The sequence below is a fragment of the Methylomonas fluvii genome, assembly GCF_014850975.1.
Classification (GTDB): domain Bacteria; phylum Pseudomonadota; class Gammaproteobacteria; order Methylococcales; family Methylomonadaceae; genus Methylomonas; species Methylomonas fluvii.
This window is the reverse complement of record NZ_JACXST010000002.1, coordinates 1,137,395-1,159,253: the sequence shown is the minus strand read 5'-3', so window position 1 is coordinate 1,159,253 and position 21,859 is coordinate 1,137,395. Positions and strand designations below refer to the sequence as shown.

Sequence of the window (21,859 nt, the reverse complement as noted above, 5' to 3'; positions counted from 1 at the left end):
TTTTATTATCTCATCCTCTTTCCTATGCTTGAGTTCTCGCTAACGCAAAATTCAGGAGGCCCTCACACTATGCCCGACTATAGCCTAGCTTACTGCCATGATTTTTACGCACCCAACCCTGTTCGAATAATATCGAATCAAGGGTATCTCTAAAACGCTTTCTACGAGACTGTGTCGTCTGGGGTATTGTTTCTGGAATAATTTCACTAATCGTAATCACGACCCACTCTTGATTGTTATCCCAGTTGAACGATGGATGTTCGCGCCCGTTTAAGATAGCATCAGCAATCTCCGTGGCTTTTGCTCTGACATCCATTCTAGGTGCCGTTTTTGTAAGCTGTCGACGTCCGACCTTCACGACTTGAGCAGTGCCTTCATCTACATCAATTTCCCAGTGGTGAACATCGGCTCTGCTAGACCCATTGACTGTAGCGCCATGACGCTCCAATTCAAAATGCAATTTCGGCTGTATCCAGCGTAAATTTTCTGCGCGATAAATCTTATCCGACCGCGTATTTTGCTCATCCCCCCCATTTAGGTGTGGCCAACATTCTTGCAGTAGCTCAAGAACTTTAGGGCGGGAATCATCAGAAATCTTTCGTTTATTAGTAGGCAGGTCTTTTAAAAAGTTGCTCAAAGCCTGAACTGATTGATGGATAGTTTTCATATTGACTGCCTGAGTGACTGTAAAATCCGTTGGCTATTTCCAGAGCAACATCGGCTTATTGACAGAATGGAGGTATGGTAATTTCGACACGTTTTCACATCCCTTCATTATTAGCCTTAACGCTCACTTCAAAATCATCGCACAGTTTTTCCACCAAATCTTCGGTTTCCTTGAAAAAATAATCGCCCACCGTCTTCTTTCGTAAGGCTCTGAAGCGCCGGTATAGCTTGGCAAAATCGCTGTATATCTCATCTTCCGATACCTGGGATTTAATCTTGACCATCAGCCGTTTGCCTTCATCTTCCTGGCGGACAAAATCGAATAGCTCCTGAATCTTGCCTGCAAAGTCTTTAATCAAGCCGCCGACAATCGCTTCCTGTTCGTTGCGGGCTTCGATGATCTTCAAAATATCGAACTGGTAGCTGCCGCCAGATTCGGTGCCTTCCGCCACTTTGGTCGGCTTTTTTTTCTTCGCCTCGGTTTCCTGGGTTTCCACTTCAATGATGCCGATCTGATTGTCGAAATAGACCTCGATTGGGTCTTTGACATCATCCGTTCGGTGCATCTGGTTGTACAAGGTATTGAATAGCCGCCAGAAGCGCAAAAAGGACGGCACGCTGAATTTCAGTTCCAGTTCGATTACGTATTCAATTCGGTTCAGGATCGTAAAATACTGGGCCGTTTTCGCCTTGGTATCCGCCGTTCGCTTGGGATTGGCATCGATGAATTTTTCGATACTGTTTTCAAGATCCAGATAGTTTTCCGGATCGTCCCGCTTGTTGGCATCCTTGAAAATCGCCATGAAGACATCGAAAAACTTCTGATACACCTCGGATTTTTTCAGCTCGGTAAACAGGATTTCCAGAACCCGTTTATCGCTGAAGGGGTCGAAATCGCTGACCACCACATCGGAAAAATGCTCGAAGGCATCTTTTATATTCTGCACATTTACATTCTCGTAAGAGAAATCGATGATCTTGCAGTCGTTTTTGTACTTGGTGGTACGGTTGACGCGAGAAATGGTTTGAATGGCACTGATGCCGCGAATCTCCTTATCCAGAAACAAGGTATGCAGCCGGCGTTCATCGAAACCAGTTTGCAGCTTGGCGACCACGATGATCAAGCCATTTTTTCTCAACGAAAATTGCTCCAACACCTTTTCTTCCGACAAGCCGCCATTCAAGCCCTTGGCGCTTTGCTCATCCTGATTATCGGAATAGACGATATAAATCGGCGCGTCCGCGTACTTCTGATATTTAGGCTCCTTGACTCGTTCATTAAAATGCTTGGCCACTTCCTGTTTATAGGCAATCGCCGCTTTGATGGAATGCACGGCCAGCATGGCTTTACCGGTGCCGCGTATCTGCCGGTACACGTCCTTGACCAGCATATCGGCCACGTATTCAGCAATGGCGTCGATGCGTTCGCGGTTTTCATAAATCTGTTTCTTTTGCGCGTCCTTGTAGGTCTTGGCTTCCAAGCCTTCCAGCTCGTTTTTGGGCACGTCGAACAACATCTTCGAGGCCACCGGTACGATATTTTTCAGCGGATTCAGAATAAAACCATCCTCGATGGCTTCTTTCATGGTGTACGAATCAAACGGCACCCATAACTTTTCACTTTCGGCGTAGCCGCTATATTCGCCAAACCGGGCCAGCGTATGATCGTCCGGCGTAGCGGTGAAACCGATAATCAGATTCTTTTTATCGCGTTTTGCCTGATAAGCCCGGTCCTGATCGAACGCAGATTGCAATTCATCGAAGATATTCACCATGTCCTCGTGCATCTCGCCGCTATTGGAGCGATGGATTTCATCGATCAGAAACACGATCCGTAGCGTGGCCAGTTTATCCAATACCTCTTTATCCAGCATGTCGCGGGCAGCACCAAACTTTTGCAGATTGACGATTACAATCCGCATATCCGATTTCAAGGCCTCCTGAAAGGTTTTCTTGTTATGCGCCTCGATATACATCCGGTTGTCGATGTTCATATTCAACATCAACGAATCGATCTGGCTGCGCAACTGCAAGCGATCCACCACAATCATGATCTTGTCGTAGACATACTCGCCATGGCGGCGCATGTCCTTCAGCTGCAGCGCCGTCCAGCCGATGATATTGGACTTGCCAAAGCCGGCGGCGTATTGCATCAGCAGAGAATAGACGTTTTTGTTGTTGGCGTAGGCTTTACGCTTGTCGATCAGCTCTTGACGTCTGACGGGCGAGACATGGGCCAGTTGCTTTTCCAGCAAGGCGATAAAGTAATCATCTTCGCCTTCATGCTCCAGAAACTCATCGATTTTGGCGATGATTTTATCGGTGCCGAATTTCTGTTTCGGTCGGGGCGAAATCAGCTGGCCTTTCTCGTCTTTAAGCTGCTTGACGCCTTTGACGACGTAAACATCGCGCTCGATGAAGTTGTAATACAGAATTTCCTTCTCGATGAACGGCTTGCCGTAATGGGCGGTAAACAGTTCCTTGAATTTGTCCTTTTTGTCGGCATCGGGATTGGCCAAGGGATACGGCTTGAACACCTTCATCACCCGTTTTTCATAGTCATCGCGATCAAACTTGCCTTGGCGGCAGGTTTCCAGAATATCCTCGAAAAAGTCCGAGATAGTGCGAATCACGTAGGTATCTTTAATATCGGTGGTACTGATGTGAATGGCTTTTTCAAACACTTTCAAAAAATCCCTGCGGACGGCTTCCTTATCCTTCTCGCTGAGCATGGCGTTGGCATCGACATGGGTGTAATAGGCTTTCACCGCCTCGAAATAGTCCTTGATCACCTTGCCACGGCCATTCTTGCTGGCGTTCTGGTTGGTGTAATTGGATTTCAGCTCGCTATAGCCCAGATAAATGCCGTTGACGAAGAAGGCCAAATCCGGCCGGAACGAATAGATCAGCTGATCCTGATAGCGGTATTTGTAGGGCAATTCCTGTACCACCGAAAAAATGTTCTGCTCGAACAAGGCGTTGTCATGTATCACGCTGTCGCCGGTGTAGAACAAGTGCAGTTTGATGCCCTGCAAAGCCACGGATTTATTGGCATTCAGGAACAAGGCTTTGTTACGGCTGCTGCCGCAGCGTTCCTGGATCAGTTCGATCAAATCGGTTAACAGCTGTTTTTGGTTGCCACCGTATTTTTTCAGCAAGGCCTCATAGGGCTTTTGGTTCAGTTCGGTTTCGGCAATAAAGGCTTGCAGGTCTTCTTCGATAATCAGCGACTGTGTGACGGTGTTGGCTTTGACTTCCCGGTAACCCAGGCCATCGCGCAGAAAAGGCACTAAAAATCGGTCTTGCAGGTGTAATTCATTCATCGTCGGTTATCCATTCCGCTTTGATTTGGGCGATCACCTCATCCAACAAACTCGGGCGAATATGCAAGCTGGATTGAGCCGGAATGGCGGCCAATAACGCTAACACCTCGGCAGGGCTGCGATGTTGTTTGCGCACGGCCCGGATCAGCAAACCCAAGGTGCCGTGGGCGTTGATATTGAGGTTTTTGGCGGCCAAACGGGCGGCGGTGTCATCCGTCAGCAGCAGCGTAATGTGCTGTTGCAAACACAAGGCCAGCGCTTCGCGTTCTCCCTGATGCAAGGTATATAAAGCCGCGACGGCGTTCACTTGCGCCGAGGCCGACAGCATCGATTGCCTAAGCAGCTTTACGGCGGGATGTGATAAAGCCTGCGGCCGGTGTTGTTGCACTTCCCGCCAAACCGCATCGGGAACAATCACGGCGGCGAAATCGCCGATCACATCCAGGGCGGCCAATTCATCCAGATGGATCAACGGTCCGGCGTCGGCGACAACCAGAGCGGCTTTAGTCATCCCCATGCAAGCCCCATTGCACATCGTCCTGGATGAGGGCTTCGGTCAAGGCTTCCTGATGGGATTCCAGATAACGCCGCAGGGCATCATTGACAATTTCCTGAAAACTGCCGGCCCACCCCTGATGTACCAGAGTTTGCGCCTGTTGGAACAGTTGATCAGGTATTTCGGCTTGTACGGTTTGGCTCATAGTCAGGTCCTCCTAAAGAATGCAGATTTTACCGGTCACGACATCGTTAATCAGGGTTTTACGCAGTGCTTTCAGGTTGTCGATTTGGGTATTGATGGTTTCGACAATCGCGTCGATTTGTGCGGTTTTTTGGTCGAGATAATCGGCGATGGCTTTTTGCTCATCATAAGAGGGATAAGCAAATTCAATCGCTTTCATCACTGAATATCGTGTTGTCCACAAATCATCGACAATACCACGACCTACTCGATAAAACTCTTCAATAAAACGATAGCTTCTAAATAAATGATGAAGATATTTACCAAAAAATGCCCTTCTTGGGGCTAAAACAATATTGATAACTGATACAGAACCGTCATAAATAGAAATACCGGAAGCTCCTCTACGATCTGAACGGCTATTTATAACGTAATCTCCAACCGCGACCCTTTTGCGATTGTCGTTATTATCAGTTTTTGCGACTGACTCCATTTGCGGAACAATCCCCCCCATTGAAACAGAAAGTGGTGGGTAATCGGTGTCGCTGACCTTCTCGCTTCTTTCCTCGAAAGCCGTTCCAATGCGTTGTAAATCCCAATGCGTCGGAATCTCCCCAATCCACTCAATCCCGCTGTCTTTCAGGGGAACGGTTATATCCAGTCCGCGCGTGACGGTTTCGTTAATCAGGGCTTGCTTTAGTTCGCCATAGCGCTTGGCCTTTTGGGAAAGCAGGTCGATTTGTTGGTCGATTTGCGCGGTTTTTTCATCGAGATAATCGACTATAGATTTTTGTTCGGGTAGGGAAGGAGTAATTGATATTAACTTAGAAACATTGAAAATAGAAATTCTAGGTAGACTTGCCCCCTTAACATAAATCCTTGCCTGAAAGCGCATAACTACAGACGACAATAAATAACTAATATAAACTGAATTAGTTATGTTTAAATCTGGGCGAATAATAATAAAAGAAGATCCCACGACGAAGTTTTTATCTTTGTGTATTACTGCTGTTTCAGATATTGTCCCATCCTTACTATATAAAACGTCATATTTCCGTGGCTGGCACCCATTGCGAACCAATTTTTCGTAATCATCGCTGGATGTAAATAAACAATTATCGAAATCTAATTTTCCATTGTTCAGATTTACTACAGTTAAAAATGGGTAATCATTCGATGATAAGTCTGGCGATGTATGGGCACCATCTGTTATTTTTCTGCAAATACGTTTTAGGTGGTTCTGTTTCCAATGCTTTGGAATCTCACCCAACCACTCAACCCCACTATCCCGATAAGCGTCATAGCGCTTGGAAACCTGCTGGATCATAGTACCAACCCTTCTTCCAAAGCCTTGATTTGCTCATCCAACTTAGCGATGTCGGCCAGAATATCGCCGACCGGCCGCAGTTTTTCAGGCTTATAAAACACCTTATTAAAGTTGATTTCCACGCCGACCACGTTTTCCAGAGTCTCAAACGGCTTGCTGATGTATTTGGCCATGAAGGCGGCAATCGCCTGTTGGTTTTCGGCCTCGTGTTTATGAAACGGAATAATCTCGTAATCTTTCTGCGTGTCCGGGGTGAGTTCGACCGTGATTTCGATCCGTTCCGGCTGGCTGCGGCTAGCGTTTTTTAGACTGGCTTTGACCACGATCTTACCGCAGCCCAGTTCTTCCATTTGGCCGTTTTCGGTTTTAAGCAGAGTTTCTTTGTCGTTATCAAAGCGGTATTGGGCTTTTGCGGTGGTGACGACCACAGGCTCTTCCTTGTAATCCAACCCGGCGACGAACGGTTTGATGTCGTTTTCAAAATAGTCGGCCAGGGAGACAAATTGCCCTGCATCGAAGCTGGTGATGTCAAAGTCGGTGAGGGTGCGTTCGCCATTGTCCAGTTTGATCGGCTTTAGTTTCAGGCTTTTTTTGCCGTCTGCCAGTTGCGCTTCAAAGCTTTTGCCGTTGCTATCGATATTTGTGAGCAGGATGGCCTGTTTGTTGAAGTAGAAATACTCCTTGTCGAAGACGCGGGCATAGTCATTGTCTACAAACGCCGCCAATGTTTCCACGATCTCCAGGCGGCTTTGTTCATCCACTTCCTTGCGCTTGGAGCCTTTGCTTTTCTTCAGCGGTTTGAATTTCTCGCTGGCGTTGATCAGCATGACTTTATCCTTGCGGGCGGCGTCCTTGTTTTTATTAAGTACCCACAGATAGGTATAAATGCCGGTGTTGAAAAACTCATCGGTCGGCAGCTGAATGATGGCTTCGACCACATCGGTATCGAGCATCCATTTACGGATATTGCTTTCAGCGGAACCGGCATCGCCGGAAAACAAGGTCGAGCCGTTGTGAACCACTACACCCATGCCGGTGGCATCGAGCTTGGCGATCAGGTGCTGCATGAACAGCAATTGGCCGTCGGAGATGGACGGGATGAATTTGAAGCGGTCGGTTTTGTCGTTGAGAATGTCTTTTTGATAGCCTTTCCAGCTGACGCCATAGGGCGGATTGGCGACCACCACGTCGAATTCTTCGTTATAGAATTTGTCATCGGTCAGCGTGTTGCCGTGCTCGATTTTGGAATCGATCCGAAACCGGCTTTCGATCTTGGCCAAAGCGTAAAGCGCATCGTTCCAGTCCTGGCCGAAGGTCTGGGTCAGGCGCTGGACCTTCTCGCTGATCCGGTCTTCCAAGCCAAACAGCATGTTGCCGCCGCCGCAGCTGCAGTCGTATAGCTTTAACAGTTTTTCGGATGGCTGAATCTTGGAAGCGATAATCTCGGCAATCAACGCAATCACGTCATCGGGTGTGTATTGCTCCCCGGCGGTTTCGGCGGAAATGTCCGCCCATTTACGCTTGATGTGTTCTTCCAGCGTGGTGATTTCGGAGTTGTTGAAGGGTTTGAGATCGATCTCGCTCCATTCCTTGGTGTAGCCCAGCAGTACTTTTTTGGCTTTGAGTTTGGTAATGACGCCTTTGATGTCCAGAAATTTCTCGCCTTCGGTCGCATCCACGCCCAGCAAGTCTTTGGTTTCGCCGTCGAAGCCGTGCAAATAAGCGTCAAAATCAATATCGAAGGATTTGTCGTTGGCGCAAATATCTTTCAGGGTTTTATGGCGCTCGAAGATATAGACATTGTAGCCCTGGCCCTTGTCGCGAATCATGCCAATGAAATCGTCCTGATCCATCCCCGCCAAGGTGTCTGCGCCGTATTCGGCTTTCATATCGTCCAACATGCGAAACAGCCGGCTTTCGATCATGACCAGGGCAAAGAACGGCATCATGAACGACGGCCACTCCGATTCCTTGATACCACAGCCTCTTAAAAGATCGGCGGTTGCCCAGATTTTGGATTCGTATTGCAGGATGTTTTGATTATCGGCCATGGTTCCTAAGTAGATCGTATCCGTTGGTTTGTACAGTCAGGGTGTCGGCTAAATGTACAGGGTTTTTGTGGGTTGCGTGTTGTGGCTTTTGAAGAAAAAATCCGCCGATCTATATAGTAGTTGAACTCTTGACGCTGAAATGTTCCAGATCAACACCCATTAACTTGGGAATAATGGCGAATCCGCTGATTTAGCGCAAGGCGAAATAATGGACGGCTGTGGCGCTGGAGAAATCGTTACATTGGTTAAATAGGCATGTCCCGCCTCAGGCGACAAATTAGTCTCCTGCGTTGATGCCGTCATGCCCAAATTTATAGTCAATCACATCAATAACTTGCCTATCTTCCGTGCCATCGGATTTTTGAGGGGCGGGAAGTCGTATCACTTTGGCCCAGATCGTGTAAAAACACAAAAATGGGGTGTTTGAGCAAGAATATGGAATTTAGTTGGGTTTTAAAGCCATTGTGGGTTGCTGGGGGATCTTCCATTCTGGGAATAGTGGAATCGACTTTTGCCGAAAGGGGACTCTGTAAAGCCCTATTGGCCGATTGGCTTCACACAACCGTACTCTGAAATAGCCATTAACCGACTATTGCTGATTCACTAGGACGACACCATGCCATCTTGGCTTTGATACCGTCAATCAGCGCTGTAAGACCTATGATATTGATCACTCGCTTCAAATTATAGGCCAGCACATGCAAGCTCATTTCGGTGCGAACGTGCGCCAAGGTTTTCATCAAAAAATGAGTGGCGCCCATCCAGGCTTTGAGCGTACCGAAAGGATGTTCGACAGTCTGCCGGCGAATTCTCATGCTGTCAGGTGCTAAGTCCAAGCGGGATTGCATGGCATCAAGAATGTCTTCATGCTCCCAACGCTTGACGCGCCGTTGTGGGCTGGGCGTACATTGCTCCTTGAGCGCACAGCTTTGACAGGCCGAACTCCAGTAGCAATGTAATTTCAAACCCTTCTCAATCGTGGCAAATCGCCAAATCAAAGCCTCTCCAACTGGGCAGCGGTATTCGTTTTTCTCGGCATCAAAAATGAAATCCGCTTTGCCAAAACGGCCATCGGCTGTGGCGATTGATGTCACGGTCTTGGGCACAATCGCGGTAATGCCGGCTTCGAGGCAGGCGAGGATTTCTTCGCTTTTGAAATAACCGCGATCGGCGATGACGGTTAAATCGTCAACCCCCATGGCACAGCGGGCTTTTTTCGCCATGTTTGAAAGCTGGCTGCGATCAACACCCTCGTTGATCACCTCGTGTTCCACAATCAAATGATGTTCAGTATCTACGGCGGTTTGCACGTTATAACCCACGATGCCCGTCCCCCGCGTTTTCATGGAACGGGCATCAGGGTCGGTCAGGGAAATCTGTTTATCGGCTGTCTGATTTAGCTGAACCTCGATGTCTTTCAGGGCTTTCATCTGCGCTTTTAAGGCGGCAATTTTCTCTTGCAAACGCTCGGTTTTCGGCTGTGCTACAGCGGGTTCTTGACGATCGGCGGTATCCAGCTGCGTTAAATAACGATTGATACTGGATTCGATCTCGTCCATCCGCCGTTGCAATTTGGCGCTGGTGAAGTTGCGATCACGGTTATTGACGGCTTTGAACTTGCTGCCGTCTATAGCCACCAAAGCTTCCGAAAATAATCCCAGTTGCTGGCAAAGCATGACGAATTGGCGACAGACGTTGCGGATGGCCTTACCGTTCTCTTGACGGAACGTGGCGATGGTTTTGAAATCCGGCATCAAGCGCCCGGTTAACCACATCAACTCGATATTACGCTGGGTTTCTTTTTCCAAACGACGGCTGGATTGGATGCGATTGAGGTAGCCGTAGATGTAAATCTTCAATAAAACGGCTGGGTGATAGGCGGGTCTGCCGGTAACAGCCGGTTGAACACCCTCGAAACCCAGTTGACCCAGGTCCAGTTCGTCGACAAAGACATCAACGACACGAACCGGATTGGTCTCGACCACATAGTCATCCAGACTTTCCGGTAGCAAGGTAATTTGAGTACGGCATTCACCTTTAATGAATCGATTCATCGGCTGGCTCCAATCAATAAACCCTAAGCCAAATTATACCAAAACTGGCGTTTTGACACAGTCTGGGCCAAATGCGAATCGACAATAGTGATCGCGCGATTTTGCAAAGCGGCTTAAACTGCACGTTATCTTGTTTCATTCGCTCAGGAGTCTTCAAATGTCATTATCCATGTATGCCATTACGGTTTTACCCATGGCTCATAGCTTGACGCAGTTACAACAGATTTTGGAAAAGGCGGCTGCCTACGCGGAAGCCAAGAAGATCGAACCGTCGGTCTTGGTCAATGCCAGGTTGTTTCCTGACATGTACCCGTTGAAACGCCAAGTGCAGATTGCTAGCGACGTTGCCAAGGGTGCTGTTTCCAGGCTAGCAGGACAAGAGCCGCCGAAATTTGAAGACAATGAAAATTCGTTTCCTGATTTGATCGAGCGAATTGATAAAACACTGGCGCATATCAATTCGTTTAACGCCAATCAAATCGATGGCACCGAGGGCAACACTATTTTGCTACCCCGGCATGATCGCACATCAAGTTTTACCGGCTTGGCCTATGTGACGGATTTTGTGCTACCGAATGTTTATTTTCACGTTACTACTACCTACGCCATTCTGCGACATAACGGGCTGGAAATCGGTAAGAAGGATTATCTGGGTGACGTGGGGTGAAAGTGGGTTGATTTGAAAGCGGGCATTCGCTTTGTTTGATTGACCGTGACATTTCGACCCAAACCCGTCATTCATGTTTCTCCAAACCGGACAGTCCCTAAGATACAGATTCTGCGAATTGTAAATCCACAAAACAGACATTCAAAGCGTGGATACCCCAAATAATAGCCATCTAGTGGATCGTTTCATTAAAAAGATTACAATTAGATAATTGCCAATATTTTCCTAAAGCAATGTTTTAAAATACAATAAAAGCACCGAAAAATTTGCAATTGCTTTCTTGAAACGCACTACTAGCAGGCTGAAATGCTCAACAGACTTGGCGTGAATTTAATTAACTAATGTTCAAGCGCTACCTGGTCGCTGCACACGTTGACTTGGCGGATTTTTTCGGACTATTCCTCTTGCAAAGTTACTGGACTAGGTGTCTTTATTCCAGGAATCGATTTACCAACGAAAATTTTGACAAAACTATTTGCATACCTTTTGTCAATCGTCTAGCATTGATCTACATCAAAGTTTTTGAAGTTATTGTTGGATTTATTCGCAATTTTTTAAGTTCAGATAAAAAGCCGATTCAACTAAACCTGTTTTGAATCGGTTCTAAACCATGCTCGAACCATAACGTTATCAAGGCAGGGATTCCTATTTAGTTTGGCAGTATCGGCTTGTTGATAGTCATAGATTTTTTATGACCTCATAATTAAAGCCGTCAGGTTGTTCAAATAATCATAAATGCTGGTCCGCCATGGACAGCAAATAGGAGCGGCCATGAAATCATATCTATTCCATCATAACGGGGTGAGCGCATCAGTTGAGACGCAGCCCAAACCAGCCTCTTTTCGAGCGCCAATCTTAACGTTGTGTTGTTTTATCAGTTATCTGCTTGTTGGATGCGGGGACAACCAAATACAGGATCCTACCCAACAACCCAAGCCTGATGTCGCCGCCCATGACTCTTTGCCGGATGTGTGCAATCCAAATAACAAAAATAACGTTACAGCTGAAGTCGTGGCGTTAGAACAAATAATCACCTTCAATCGTTTCGGTGCATTCAATCCGGCAGGTATGGTCTATGCCCTGCGTCAGGACGTGGTTTATGACGATCCGTCGACTTCGATAGAAGAGCAATTACCTTTGCCTGAAGCGGCAAAGCTGGATGATCCGGCATTTGCCAAAAGTATCGCCGGCAGGGTCAGTTTGAGAAGCAATAAACGCCCCAGGCCATTGGTGTTGCGGGTCAATGAGGGTAACTGCTTGCAGGTCAAGTTTTGGAACCTGCTGGCACCATTACCGGAAAACCACTCTACCTTCGTGCGGGCCGATTTTCCCAGGGATAAAAATTTTGAGCCCGGCAAGGAGCATTACGCCGGCGGCGGTGTGCAGCGACATTCGGTTCAGGTCACAGAATCAGGCGATAGCAAGGCTACCGATATATCCACTCCGCCACGCGATCCCAAGTTGCCAAATAGCTTTCCCTTCCCCCGGGAAGAGGAGCCGGATTATCCAACCACCCGCGCGGCATCGATACATGTTAACGGTTTGGACTATGTGGCGATTCGTCCTGAAATCTGCAAAAAGCTAGACGAGAATTCGTCAACCTCGACAGTCAGCGAACAGGACAAAGCCATCTTAAAAGCGTCCTGTAAAGGTGCAGGAAAAAATATGGGATCCGACGGCGCCAATGTTGGCAATAACCCTAATTCGCTGGTCGAACCTGGCCAGCACACCACCTATGTTTGGTTCGCGCGGCAAGAAGGCGGATACTTCATGTATTCAGCGGGAGCGCTTGCGGGTGGCGAGGGTGACGGCGGGCAACTGGGTCTTGGATTGTTCGGTTCGATCAACGTCGAACCCAAAGGCAGTGTCTGGTATCGTTCCCAGGTGACTCACGACGAATTGGTGGCGGCTGCGGGTGGCGACAGTGACTACTCGCACATCGATTACCCGAGACTGGCGATTGTCAAAGATGGGGTGATTCAGCATTCCGATCTTAACGCGGTGATTTATCAAACCGACAAGACTAGCGAGACGCCGGAAGTCTGCAGTTTACGTTCCCCCGGTTCCAGCTGCGGAATGTCGTTCAGAGAATTTACCACCATATTTCACGACGAAAATAAGGTGTTTCAAGCGTTTGCTGAACTGTCCGACGAAAGTAATCCGATTAGCCGTATCGCCGACGGTATGGCAATCAATTACGGTGCCTCCGGCGTGGGTTCTGCGGTGCTGGCGAATCTGAAAAAAATCGGTCCTGGCAAGGATTGTCCGGAATGCAAGCTTGAGGAATTCTTTTTAAGCTCATGGGTTAACGGTGATCCGGCGATGATAGTGCGCCGCGATCAGGATGGACACAGCGTAGAAGCGTTGTATGCGGACGACCCGTCCAACGTGCATCATTCCTATCTTGGCGACCCGGTGCGTTTCCGCAATATTCACGCGGGCCCCAAGGAAACCCACGTGTTTCATTTGCATGCTCACCAATGGTTACAGGATAAGAACGATCCAAACGCCAATTATCTGGACTCGCAAACCATTTCGCCGGGTTCGTCCTACACCTACGACATTCAATATGGCGGCGGCGGTAACCGCAATTTGACGGTCGGGGACGCCATCTTTCATTGCCATCTGTACCCACATTTTGCCGCCGGCATGTGGGAATTATGGCGCAACCACGATGTATTCGAAGACGGTAAACCGGGTTATTTTGATCCAAAACAATCCGTTTCAGCGAAGAACGATCCCAGGATGCGCAATTTGCCGGATAACGAGCTTAAAGAGAACGGTTCGCCTAATCCGGCAATCGTACCGATTCCCGGATTCGCTTTGGCACCATTACCGACCGCTGATTTGCGCGGCTATCCGTTTTTTATCGCCGGCGAAGTCGGGCATAGGCCGCCGCAGCCGCCGATGGACATGGCCGTCAACGATAATGCGTCCGGTGCCGATGAAAAATGGTTGGATGGCGGATTGCCTCGGCATGTCATTCTCGAAGGCAGCAATAAACAAATCGATCTGAATGATCCGAATGAGGTGAAGCGGTTGATCGAGAGCCACGGCGATAAGAATGAAAACAAATCCGCTCGTTATGTTGCCCATCGGGTCTGGAAACTCAATAGTGACCCCAACAATCTAGGTCTGGATAAGGAGGTCGAGACCGCCACATTAAGAATACTGCCTCAGTGCGGCACCAAAGAAGAAATTCTGGCTATGGCTTTTCATGCCGGCTGGGAGAAGAAAACTATTTTAGGTTTAAAAAGCGATCAGCAGCCGGCCAACATGCCGCATGGAGTGTGGCAGGCTTGTCAGGACGAATTCAAACAGGTTCTGGCCAATCTATCGGATGACTCCTTGCAATGGACTTTGAAATCCGAGCCGACGCAATGGCCGGTCAAACGTTTGATTCATAACGATGGCGAAGACCCTAAAAGTCCGCTGACGCCTATGAACCCGCTGTGGAATGGCTTGGGCTATCAGAGCACCAAAGAATCGGACCCTGTTGACCAAACAGCCAATCCAGCGTTCGATTCAGGAAAGCATTTTAGGGTGAACGGCCTGCCGCCGGCTCAAGGCGCTCCCTTTGCCGATCCTTGTCCATCGCAGTATTTCGGCAAGTCAACGGATGCCAATAGCGCTGTTGAGGTAAATCGTAGTCATCCCCGTATTTACAAGTCCGCTTATATTCAATTCGATATGACGGTCAATAAGTATGGCTGGCACGATCCGCAAGCGCGGATGCCGGTGCTGGAGCAGGATGCGGCCAAAACTCTTGATGGTACCCGGCTGGCGGAACCTTTGTTTTTCAGAGCCAATTCCGGTGACTGTATCCAGTTTCAGGCGACCAATCTGATTCCCAGCGTACTTAATCTGGATGACTTTCAGGTCTATACCCCGACCGATACCATCGGTCAGCACATTCACTTGGTGAAATTCGATGTGACTTCATCAGACGGTTCCGCCAATGGCTGGAACTATGAGGACGGAACATTTTCCCCCGATGAAGTGCGCGAACGCATCGATGCTAGTCATAAAGGCAAGGTTGTTTATTCGAACGATGATCAACCGCACCCGGCGCTTACCGCAAAAACCCATCCAATGTTTAAGGCTGGTGGCAGCATGGAGAGTAAAGCCGCTTTGGGTACTTGTGCGACAGGTAGCGAGCAAAAAGACCATCCCTGGTGCGGTGCACAGACCACGGTGCAACGTTGGTGGGCCGATCCGGTATTGAACGACAAATGGGACGACAGAACCATGCGCGCCGTGTTTACCCACGATCATTACGGCCCTAGCTCGCATCAGCAACACGGTTTTTACGCCGCATTGGTGGTGGAGCCTAAAGACAGTGTCTGGGCGAAACTCAATTCCGCGCCCGATGCAATCGATAGTCAACAAGGGTGTAACGATCAAACCCTTGGCGGCGCGCTGAAAAACGGTGCATGTCGTAGCGACGGCGGGCCAACCAGTTACGCAGCTAACATCGTCTATCCAAAGGATTATCCGCTAGAACAACTGAAGAAAAACAAACAAAACGTCCGGCGCGAGTACAACCTGGCCTTCGCCGATTTTGCGATTCTCTACAACGCGGATTTGCGTCCGGTCAACCCGCCTAGTCGGCAAGCCGATTTGATGTTGCCGCACGTGGTGCGCGATGGCTTGAAACCCAAACCGGAGGGTATTTCCGCAGAAGATCCGGGCACAAGGCTATTGAATTATCGTAATGAACCCATTCCATTGCGGGTTGGCGGGGAAGATGCCGATAGTTTGGAATATCGCCAGAAAACTGGCGCGCAAGGTGATATGGCCAACATATTCAGCTCATTGACTCATCGTGATTCGACTGCTGATCCCGGTAACCAGCAAGCCTGGACACAGACTGCCGACCAGCATGCAGCACAGCGGCTGAAAAAACTGTTGGCCAATGTGCCGAATGAAATTGATGACCAGGTTGAATTAAAAGCCATCATCAAGCGCGGCGAAGAAAGAAGACGGCAATTTGTCAAAAATTTGTATCTGCAGGAACCTTGGCGTGATTCGAAGGGGGGAGATCCCTCTACGCCAGTGCTGGCCGCCTACGAAGGCGATCCATTGCAACTGCATTTGATACAAGGCGCACAGGAAGAGCAGCACGTATTTTCAATGCAGGGCATGAAATGGCTGGCTGAACCGCATGCGCCGAATTCAGGGTATATGAATGGCCAACAGTTGGGTATATCCGAGCATTTTGAATTCGATACGTTGGTGAGCGTGCCGAGGGCGAGCGTCAGTGATTACTGGTTGGGCTCGCCTGCGGTGGAAAATCTCTGGGATGGGATGTGGGGGATGCTCAGAGCCCACGGTCCGGTTGGCGCAATGGGCAGTCCGGCCAAAATTGACGGTTTGGCCCGCCTGCCTGACACTGTGGTTACTACACCACCACTGGTTAGTGGTGATGGGGAGCGCCTGCCTTGTCCGAGTAGCGATGCTGCAGCGAAAAAGAACATGTACCTAACGGCGTGGCGTGTTTCGCAAATCAAGAATCTGTTCTATAACAATCGGCCGACGTTTGCGATTGACGATCCTAATGCGATCGCCTTTTTTGAAGTTCCGGAGTCTGTCGTCGTTGATTCAAGTGGCGGTAAGACAGCCTGGAATAATGGCCAGAAAATCCTCGATTATTTGAAACAAAAATATGTCACTGATAACCAGCCCATAGAGCCTTTGGTGCTCAGAGCCAATGCCGGCGATTGCGTCGATATACAGTTCAAAAATTATTTGCCTAAAATTGTCGAAAACATGGACGGCAAGCATGTGGCCGCTGGCAGCGAGAGTTATAACCTGATGCCGCCGATCGTGAACGGTTTCAACTTTAACCAGCTGCAGATGTCCAGTCGAATCGGTTTGGTGCCCCAACTGGTGGCGGAAAACATGCCGCTTAGCGAAGGTTCCAATGTAGGCCTAAATCCAAGGCAAACAGATTCTCCGATGGCACAAGGTTGCCAAATAGCGGGTGACGAGCCATTCAAGGAATGCGACAAAGATAGTAGCGAGTTGGTGAGTCTTTATCGGTGGTACATGGGGGACCAAAAAGTACTGAGCAAGTCCGAGAGAGAGGCGTTGCCGTGTGGACAGGCTTGTATCGATCAGGAAATCAAGGATGCCACTAAACCGGATGGCGAACAAGTTACCGGCTATATCCGCTATACACCCATGGAGTTTGGTGCGGTTTCCATTCGCAGTTTTGGCGATGTCATCAAGCACAGTTCGCATGGCTTGGTCGGTGCGCTGGTCGTTGAGCCTCTCAATGCGACATACTCATCAAGCGCCAATACCGTGGCCGATATTTCGACACCGTCTGGCGAAAAATTCAAAGAATTCGTGTTGGTGGTGCAAGATGATCTGAGTTTACGCCAGCATCATCAGCCGATGCCAAATCATCGCATGGCGGATGATGCCGAAGACACTGGTCAGAAAGGCTTTAATTACCGAACCGAGCCCCTTTGGGCCAGAAATGGCTTGGGCACTTCTGGTGCTGATTTCAATGTGCTGAATGCGGTGGACTACACCAATACTTTGAGTTCGCTGCACAGCAATCCTGGTTGCCAGGGACCTTGTGGCGACCCCCAGACGCCAGTGTTTTCAGCAAAGGCGGGCGAGTCGGTGCGATTCAGGATCGTCCATCCAGGTGGCCATTCCCGACAACATGCATTCGTTCTGTACGGACATAATTGGGATTATCAACCCTGGATAAATGCTTCGACCCGGCTTTTTGAACGGGACGACAGTACGCCGGAATCGGAGAAACCCAAAACGATGCGCCTGGGTGCCATTGGCGGAATTGGTCCAACTCGGCATGTCAATATTCTTACCCGGGCAGGCGGGGAGTTTGCGACGCCGGGTGATTATTTATTCAGAGTACAGGAGCAGTTTCAATTTCAGGGCGGAATGTGGGGCATATTTCGGGTGAAACCGAAATAGTCGTAGCCGATATTTACTTTGCAAGGTGATCGCCATGAAATTTATAAAAACACAACGAAACGACTTGCCTGGCCAGGACTTTGAATGGCAAGTAATTCCCGGCAAGTTAATTCCGGCCGATAAAGAAAACGTATTTGATGAAGTTGCTGTAACCATTGCCGGTGGCATTGAATTGCGTGGCAGCCGTTGTTCCATTGAACGAGCGCTGGTCAATTTCACAGCCGATGAGAAGTTGATCAAATCCAACTGGATGCCGACATCAGGAGCGTTCATCCAGGGTATTCGCCTTGAGTTTCATACCGTACCAGGGCAAAGGATATTGGGAGTGGGGGTGCAATATGCCGTGGATAGTAATGTCAACGGTTGTGAGTTTGTTGCGCTACTTCGTATATCGGATGTTGATGGCAAGCGCTATGACGACCAGAACAGTGGGCAAACCATCAATGCAATGGACAACAATGCGGTATTTCTCGGAGCCCTCGCAGAGAGCGAGCAATCGATAGAGATTGCGCGATTCGATGTCTTGCCGAAAAACAATTCGAACATCGAAGGCTTCTATATCAACAGTTTAAGACTGTTGGTTGGCTGATTTCTGGGCTTGGGGATAACGGCTATGCGATTGATCCGGCTCTGTGTTGTGATTGGGCTTTTAAATGGTGTGAGTTTGGCAAATGCTGCCAGTACATCCGTTGGCCCGGATCAACTCCAGTTCAGTTTGAACACGGTGAGCTCGGATTATGCTAAAAATTCCACATCATTGACACTCAATCAGCCGTTGATTCTGTCTGTCAAACAACAGGGGCAGGCAGTAACAGGCTTGCGCCCCAAAGTCTGGTTGTCTCTACGCCGATCCGAGCAGGTCGCGACGGAAACCAGTTGCGAAGCAAAAGTGCGTAATTTCGCCAGCGGCCAGTTAGCCACTCGTGCCGATGTTGATTTAAACAGTTATTTTGTCGTGACTTTGAATCAGGATAAAACGGTCACTTTTCTGAATCCATTGGTGTCATGGTCCAGCGGCAAATTGGCCGGCGTGGTGCAATTACCGGCTCAGGGGCTGGATTGGGCATTGACGCAAGATGGCACGTTATACGTAACCATGCCAGACGCTTCGCAAGTGGCGGTGATCGACACCAAGGCTCGTCGTTTGGTCACAAACATCGCCACCGGGCAAGGCAGCAAACCAGCCAGAATTCGGTTGGCGCCCGATCAGCAATCGCTCTGGGTGGGGCTAGATGGTTCACCCAAATTGACGGTGATCGACAGGGCTGGCAAATCCGGCGTCACGTTTATCGAAGCGGGCGCAGGATTACACCAAATCGGCTTAAGCTCGGATAGCCGGTATGTTGCCGTCACCAATACCGAGGCCAACACTGTATCACTATTCGACACCAAGACCTTGAAAAAGCTGGCTGATATTCCGGTACCCGGTACGCCGTTGAAACCGGTGTGGGTTGCCAAGGCCGAGCGTTTTTATGTGGCAGCAATCAATGACGGTTCGTTGAGCGTGATCGATCCGGTCCAACTAAAAGTGGAGACGCAAATCGACGTCGGCCGCGGGGTAACCGAGTTGGCCACCGATCCTGGTGGGCGGTATGTTTGGGTCGTTAATCAATTGCAAAACAAGGCTTTCGTGGTCGATGCCGCTGACAATCGGAAAGTGGCTTACGCCAATTTACCGGCAGAGCCGGATCAATTGGCTTTCAGCGCCGACTACGTTTATTTTCGCGGCTTAGCCTCGGAGAAATTCGCACTGATCAATCATAACCAGTTGAAACAGATTTCCTCTCTGGCTGATCAGTCGGATAGTCAGTTGCTTGAACTGTCAGTCACCCTGGTACAGGCCGGGGAGAAAGCGCCTGCGGTTTTACCGGAAGCGATCGGTGTCTCCGCGATGATGGCGCCCTTGCCAGATCAAAACGGCATGATGATCGCCAGCGCAGCCGATAAGAGTTTGTATTACTACGCCGAAGGCATGATGGTCGTCATGGGATCGCTGGACAATTCTCGGCGAGCGCCAAGGGGTTTGTTACTGTTAGATAACAGTTTGCATGAAACCTCGCCAGGAGAGTTCTCCGCTCCCGTATCGGTGCGGGAACCAGGCAATTATGATGTTGCTGTGATGCTGGATCAGCCGCGAATTGTGCATTGTTTTACCGCCAAGTTTTCGGGCGAGCAGCCAGCTAATCCTCCTTCTGAATTGCAGACTGTCAAGCCTGTGCTGCTACCTCAGTCCGACATGCCGCAACCCAATGTCGAGACGGTATTGACTGTTCAGTTCAACGATGCCGCATCCGGAAAACCGGTGTCAGGGATTCGCGATGCACGTTTACTGGCATTTGAACTGCCCAATTGGAAAAGATGGGTGTGGTTGCAAGAAGTGTCGGAGGGCATTTATCAGGCATCAGTTACCTTTCCGCATGTTGGAAATTTTAATGTTTTGGTGGAAGCTCGTTCGAAGAATCTGGAGTCAAACAATCAGGCATTGCAAACGGTTAAGGTGGCTCAGCCCACTATTGGCAAGGAACTTCTGACACAACAATAACGATTACAAACCATTTATTAGAGGTTGGAGGATGTCATGAACAGATTTGTCTCGCTAAATTTGCTTGCCGCAACGTTGGTTGGCTTTGCCGGAGCGACCAGTGCAGCTGATCCGGTGCCCACCACTTCGTTCAATCTCATCGGCTACATTCAGCAATTTCGCATGTGCGTTGCCAGCGATGGGCCATGGTGCGCCGATCCGAATGATCCTAGGGCGGGAGCGATCATGAAAGTTAACGGTATTACGGTGATTGTTCCCAAAAACAGTTATGTGGTGATGCCCGGATCGTATTTGAAGCCTAAGGATATTTTCGACAAAAAATTGCCGGTGGCTGGGGTCGGACAAAGCGGTTTGGCGCTGGAAGATACGCCGCCGCCAGCCTATCCCTACACGGCCGATCTGATCGGCAATATTGTTGACGGGGAATATCGGGCCGGATTGGTCAATATCATGCAATTGCCGTTGCAGACCGCATCCGGTTTTATCAAGGATATAACCGCGGATGGCGAAATGCTGATTGGTCCGGCATTAAATAACCCTGCCGTGTCAATGAGAGTAAGGCTCAACGACCCGGACATCGGTACCGGTACAGGACGCTACGGTAAGGCACAATCCGCGGACGAAAGATTCCGGGCCGATCAGGGCAATCCCACGGTTCATGCTGCGACCGGCTACCCGCTTTGCGTTCCTAAGCCGGCAACTCCGGAGTGTCCGGCTTCTAATCGACCCAATGGCGCGGATGGTAAGCCCTTACACCGATTTACGGTCGGAACCACGGCCGCTTTGAACGATGCCCCGGCATGTGGTTCTGCTTGTAACGCCAATAAAATGGTGCCCCTCGCTGTCGACGATTACGTGACCTATACGGGGATTCTCGTCAAAGAACCTACTGCAAGCGACCCAAACGCCAGCTATATCTCGGCGTCCGCTCTGGAGGCGGATTTGGGAATATTTACCGAAAAGGGCAAGAATCCTGCCTACGTGTTTATCGAGGAGGCATTATTGGGTAGCGGAGGCTCTGCATTTCCTGGGCTTGATCAGGAGACCGGGCCAGGCAAAGTTGTACCAGGTCAAAATCTGGTCACTCGTTTTCGCATCGTCGGTTTCACCACCGATCCCAGCCGAAATGTTGATGTGTTTGCGCTGGATGCAAAAATGCCAATTGAAAAGGGCAAGTTTACCGAACGCTTGCTGTCCAGTGTAAGGCCGGAACCTGTGGCGCCGATGGGACGTTTTCGTATTACGGTTGATCAGCAAGTTTTCATGCCACCCACCCGGGAAATTCGTGCGCGGATACAAGGCATCCTCGGATCCTCGGTCTTACCACCTGCTGAACCGGCTAAAGCAGCCAATGGCCTGATTTACGGCGAATACACAGCGCCCGTCGCCGAATATATTTTCCCGGAGGGACGCGTGTTTGGCGCTAAAAAGCCATTGCCTGGCGCTATTCCTGCCAATTTCGAAGATCTGTGCTTCTTATCACGCGGCTGGTGGCCGGAGGATGAAGATAAACCCTTGCAAGCGTTGGAACCTTGGCCGGAATCTGGGCATGACCGACTCAGCAGCAGTTTTTGTAATTAACACAAGATTGTCGTGAAG

At 49.4% G+C, this 21,859-nt stretch carries 12 protein-coding genes; 5 read left to right on the top strand and 7 right to left on the bottom strand.

Annotated elements, in window-relative coordinates:
* Positions 1–67: 67 nt before the first annotated feature.
* The 7 genes from EBB_RS14760 to EBB_RS14730 form a co-directional block, all read right to left on the bottom strand.
* Positions 68–667, bottom strand: a complete 600-nt coding sequence (locus tag EBB_RS14760) for a hypothetical protein (RefSeq protein ID WP_192394533.1) — start codon at positions 665–667, stop codon at positions 68–70.
* A 94-nt stretch (positions 668–761) separates the two neighbouring features.
* Positions 762–3,989: a DEAD/DEAH box helicase family protein gene (locus EBB_RS14755; RefSeq protein ID WP_192394532.1), complete on the bottom strand. Its 3,228-nt coding sequence runs from the start codon at positions 3,987–3,989 to the stop codon at positions 762–764.
* On the bottom strand, positions 3,982–4,500 hold the full coding sequence (locus EBB_RS25945; RefSeq protein WP_225587457.1) for a PIN domain-containing protein: 519 nt from the start codon (positions 4,498–4,500) through the stop codon (positions 3,982–3,984). The genes EBB_RS14755 and EBB_RS25945 overlap by 8 nt, the downstream gene beginning before the upstream one ends.
* Positions 4,493–4,690, bottom strand: coding sequence for a ribbon-helix-helix domain-containing protein (locus EBB_RS14745; RefSeq protein WP_054762424.1), 198 nt, complete (start codon positions 4,688–4,690; stop codon positions 4,493–4,495). Before EBB_RS14745 ends, EBB_RS25945 begins: the two co-directional genes overlap by 8 nt.
* A 12-nt stretch (positions 4,691–4,702) precedes the next feature.
* Entirely contained in the window at positions 4,703–5,995 is a 1,293-nt protein-coding gene (locus EBB_RS14740) for a restriction endonuclease subunit S (protein WP_192394531.1), read from the bottom strand.
* A complete protein-coding gene (locus tag EBB_RS14735; protein WP_192394530.1) occupies positions 5,992–8,046 on the bottom strand; it encodes an HsdM family class I SAM-dependent methyltransferase in 2,055 nt (684 codons plus the stop codon). Before EBB_RS14735 ends, EBB_RS14740 begins: the two co-directional genes overlap by 4 nt.
* Positions 8,047–8,627: 581 nt before the next feature.
* Positions 8,628–10,100, bottom strand: a complete 1,473-nt coding sequence (locus tag EBB_RS14730; protein ID WP_192394529.1) for an IS1182 family transposase — start codon at positions 10,098–10,100, stop codon at positions 8,628–8,630.
* Between the two features lie 157 nt (positions 10,101–10,257).
* Here EBB_RS14730 and EBB_RS14725 point away from each other — a divergent pair, with 157 nt between their 5' ends.
* The 5 genes from EBB_RS14725 to EBB_RS14705 all read left to right on the top strand — a co-directional run bounded on the left by EBB_RS14725 (position 10,258) and on the right by EBB_RS14705 (position 21,841).
* The gene (locus EBB_RS14725) at positions 10,258–10,767 is read left to right on the top strand and encodes a DUF1993 domain-containing protein (RefSeq protein WP_192394528.1); all 510 of its coding nucleotides are present in this window, start codon (positions 10,258–10,260) and stop codon (positions 10,765–10,767) included.
* Positions 10,768–11,778: 1,011 nt separating this feature from the next.
* A complete protein-coding gene (locus tag EBB_RS14720) occupies positions 11,779–17,718 on the top strand; it encodes a cupredoxin domain-containing protein (RefSeq protein WP_192394527.1) in 5,940 nt (1,979 codons plus the stop codon).
* A gap of 34 nt (positions 17,719–17,752) precedes the next feature.
* Entirely contained in the window at positions 17,753–18,307 is a 555-nt protein-coding gene (locus tag EBB_RS14715) for a hypothetical protein (RefSeq protein WP_192394526.1), read from the top strand.
* Between the two features lie 135 nt (positions 18,308–18,442).
* Positions 18,443–20,260, top strand: coding sequence for a YncE family protein (locus EBB_RS14710; RefSeq protein ID WP_192394525.1), 1,818 nt, complete (start codon positions 18,443–18,445; stop codon positions 20,258–20,260).
* A gap of 36 nt (positions 20,261–20,296) precedes the next feature.
* Positions 20,297–21,841, top strand: coding sequence for a hypothetical protein (locus tag EBB_RS14705; RefSeq protein ID WP_192394524.1), 1,545 nt, complete (start codon positions 20,297–20,299; stop codon positions 21,839–21,841).
* Positions 21,842–21,859 lie beyond the last annotated feature (18 nt).

Excerpts from the sequence above, each read along its gene's own strand:
- EBB_RS14760 (WP_192394533.1), bottom strand. The coding sequence starts at position 667 with ATGAAAACTATCCATCAATCAGTTCAGGCTTTGAGCAACTTTTTAAAA.
- EBB_RS14755 (WP_192394532.1), bottom strand. The coding sequence starts at position 3,989 with ATGAATGAATTACACCTGCAAGACCGATTTTTAGTGCCTTTTCTGCGC.
- EBB_RS25945 (WP_225587457.1), bottom strand. The coding sequence starts at position 4,500 with ATGACTAAAGCCGCTCTGGTTGTCGCCGACGCCGGACCGTTGATCCAT.
- EBB_RS14745 (WP_054762424.1), bottom strand. The coding sequence starts at position 4,690 with ATGAGCCAAACCGTACAAGCCGAAATACCTGATCAACTGTTCCAACAG.
- EBB_RS14740 (WP_192394531.1), bottom strand. The coding sequence starts at position 5,995 with ATGATCCAGCAGGTTTCCAAGCGCTATGACGCTTATCGGGATAGTGGG.
- EBB_RS14735 (WP_192394530.1), bottom strand. The coding sequence starts at position 8,046 with ATGGCCGATAATCAAAACATCCTGCAATACGAATCCAAAATCTGGGCA.
- EBB_RS14730 (WP_192394529.1), bottom strand. The coding sequence starts at position 10,100 with ATGAATCGATTCATTAAAGGTGAATGCCGTACTCAAATTACCTTGCTA.
- EBB_RS14725 (WP_192394528.1), top strand. The coding sequence starts at position 10,258 with ATGTCATTATCCATGTATGCCATTACGGTTTTACCCATGGCTCATAGC.
- EBB_RS14715 (WP_192394526.1), top strand. The coding sequence starts at position 17,753 with ATGAAATTTATAAAAACACAACGAAACGACTTGCCTGGCCAGGACTTT.
- EBB_RS14705 (WP_192394524.1), top strand. The coding sequence starts at position 20,297 with ATGAACAGATTTGTCTCGCTAAATTTGCTTGCCGCAACGTTGGTTGGC.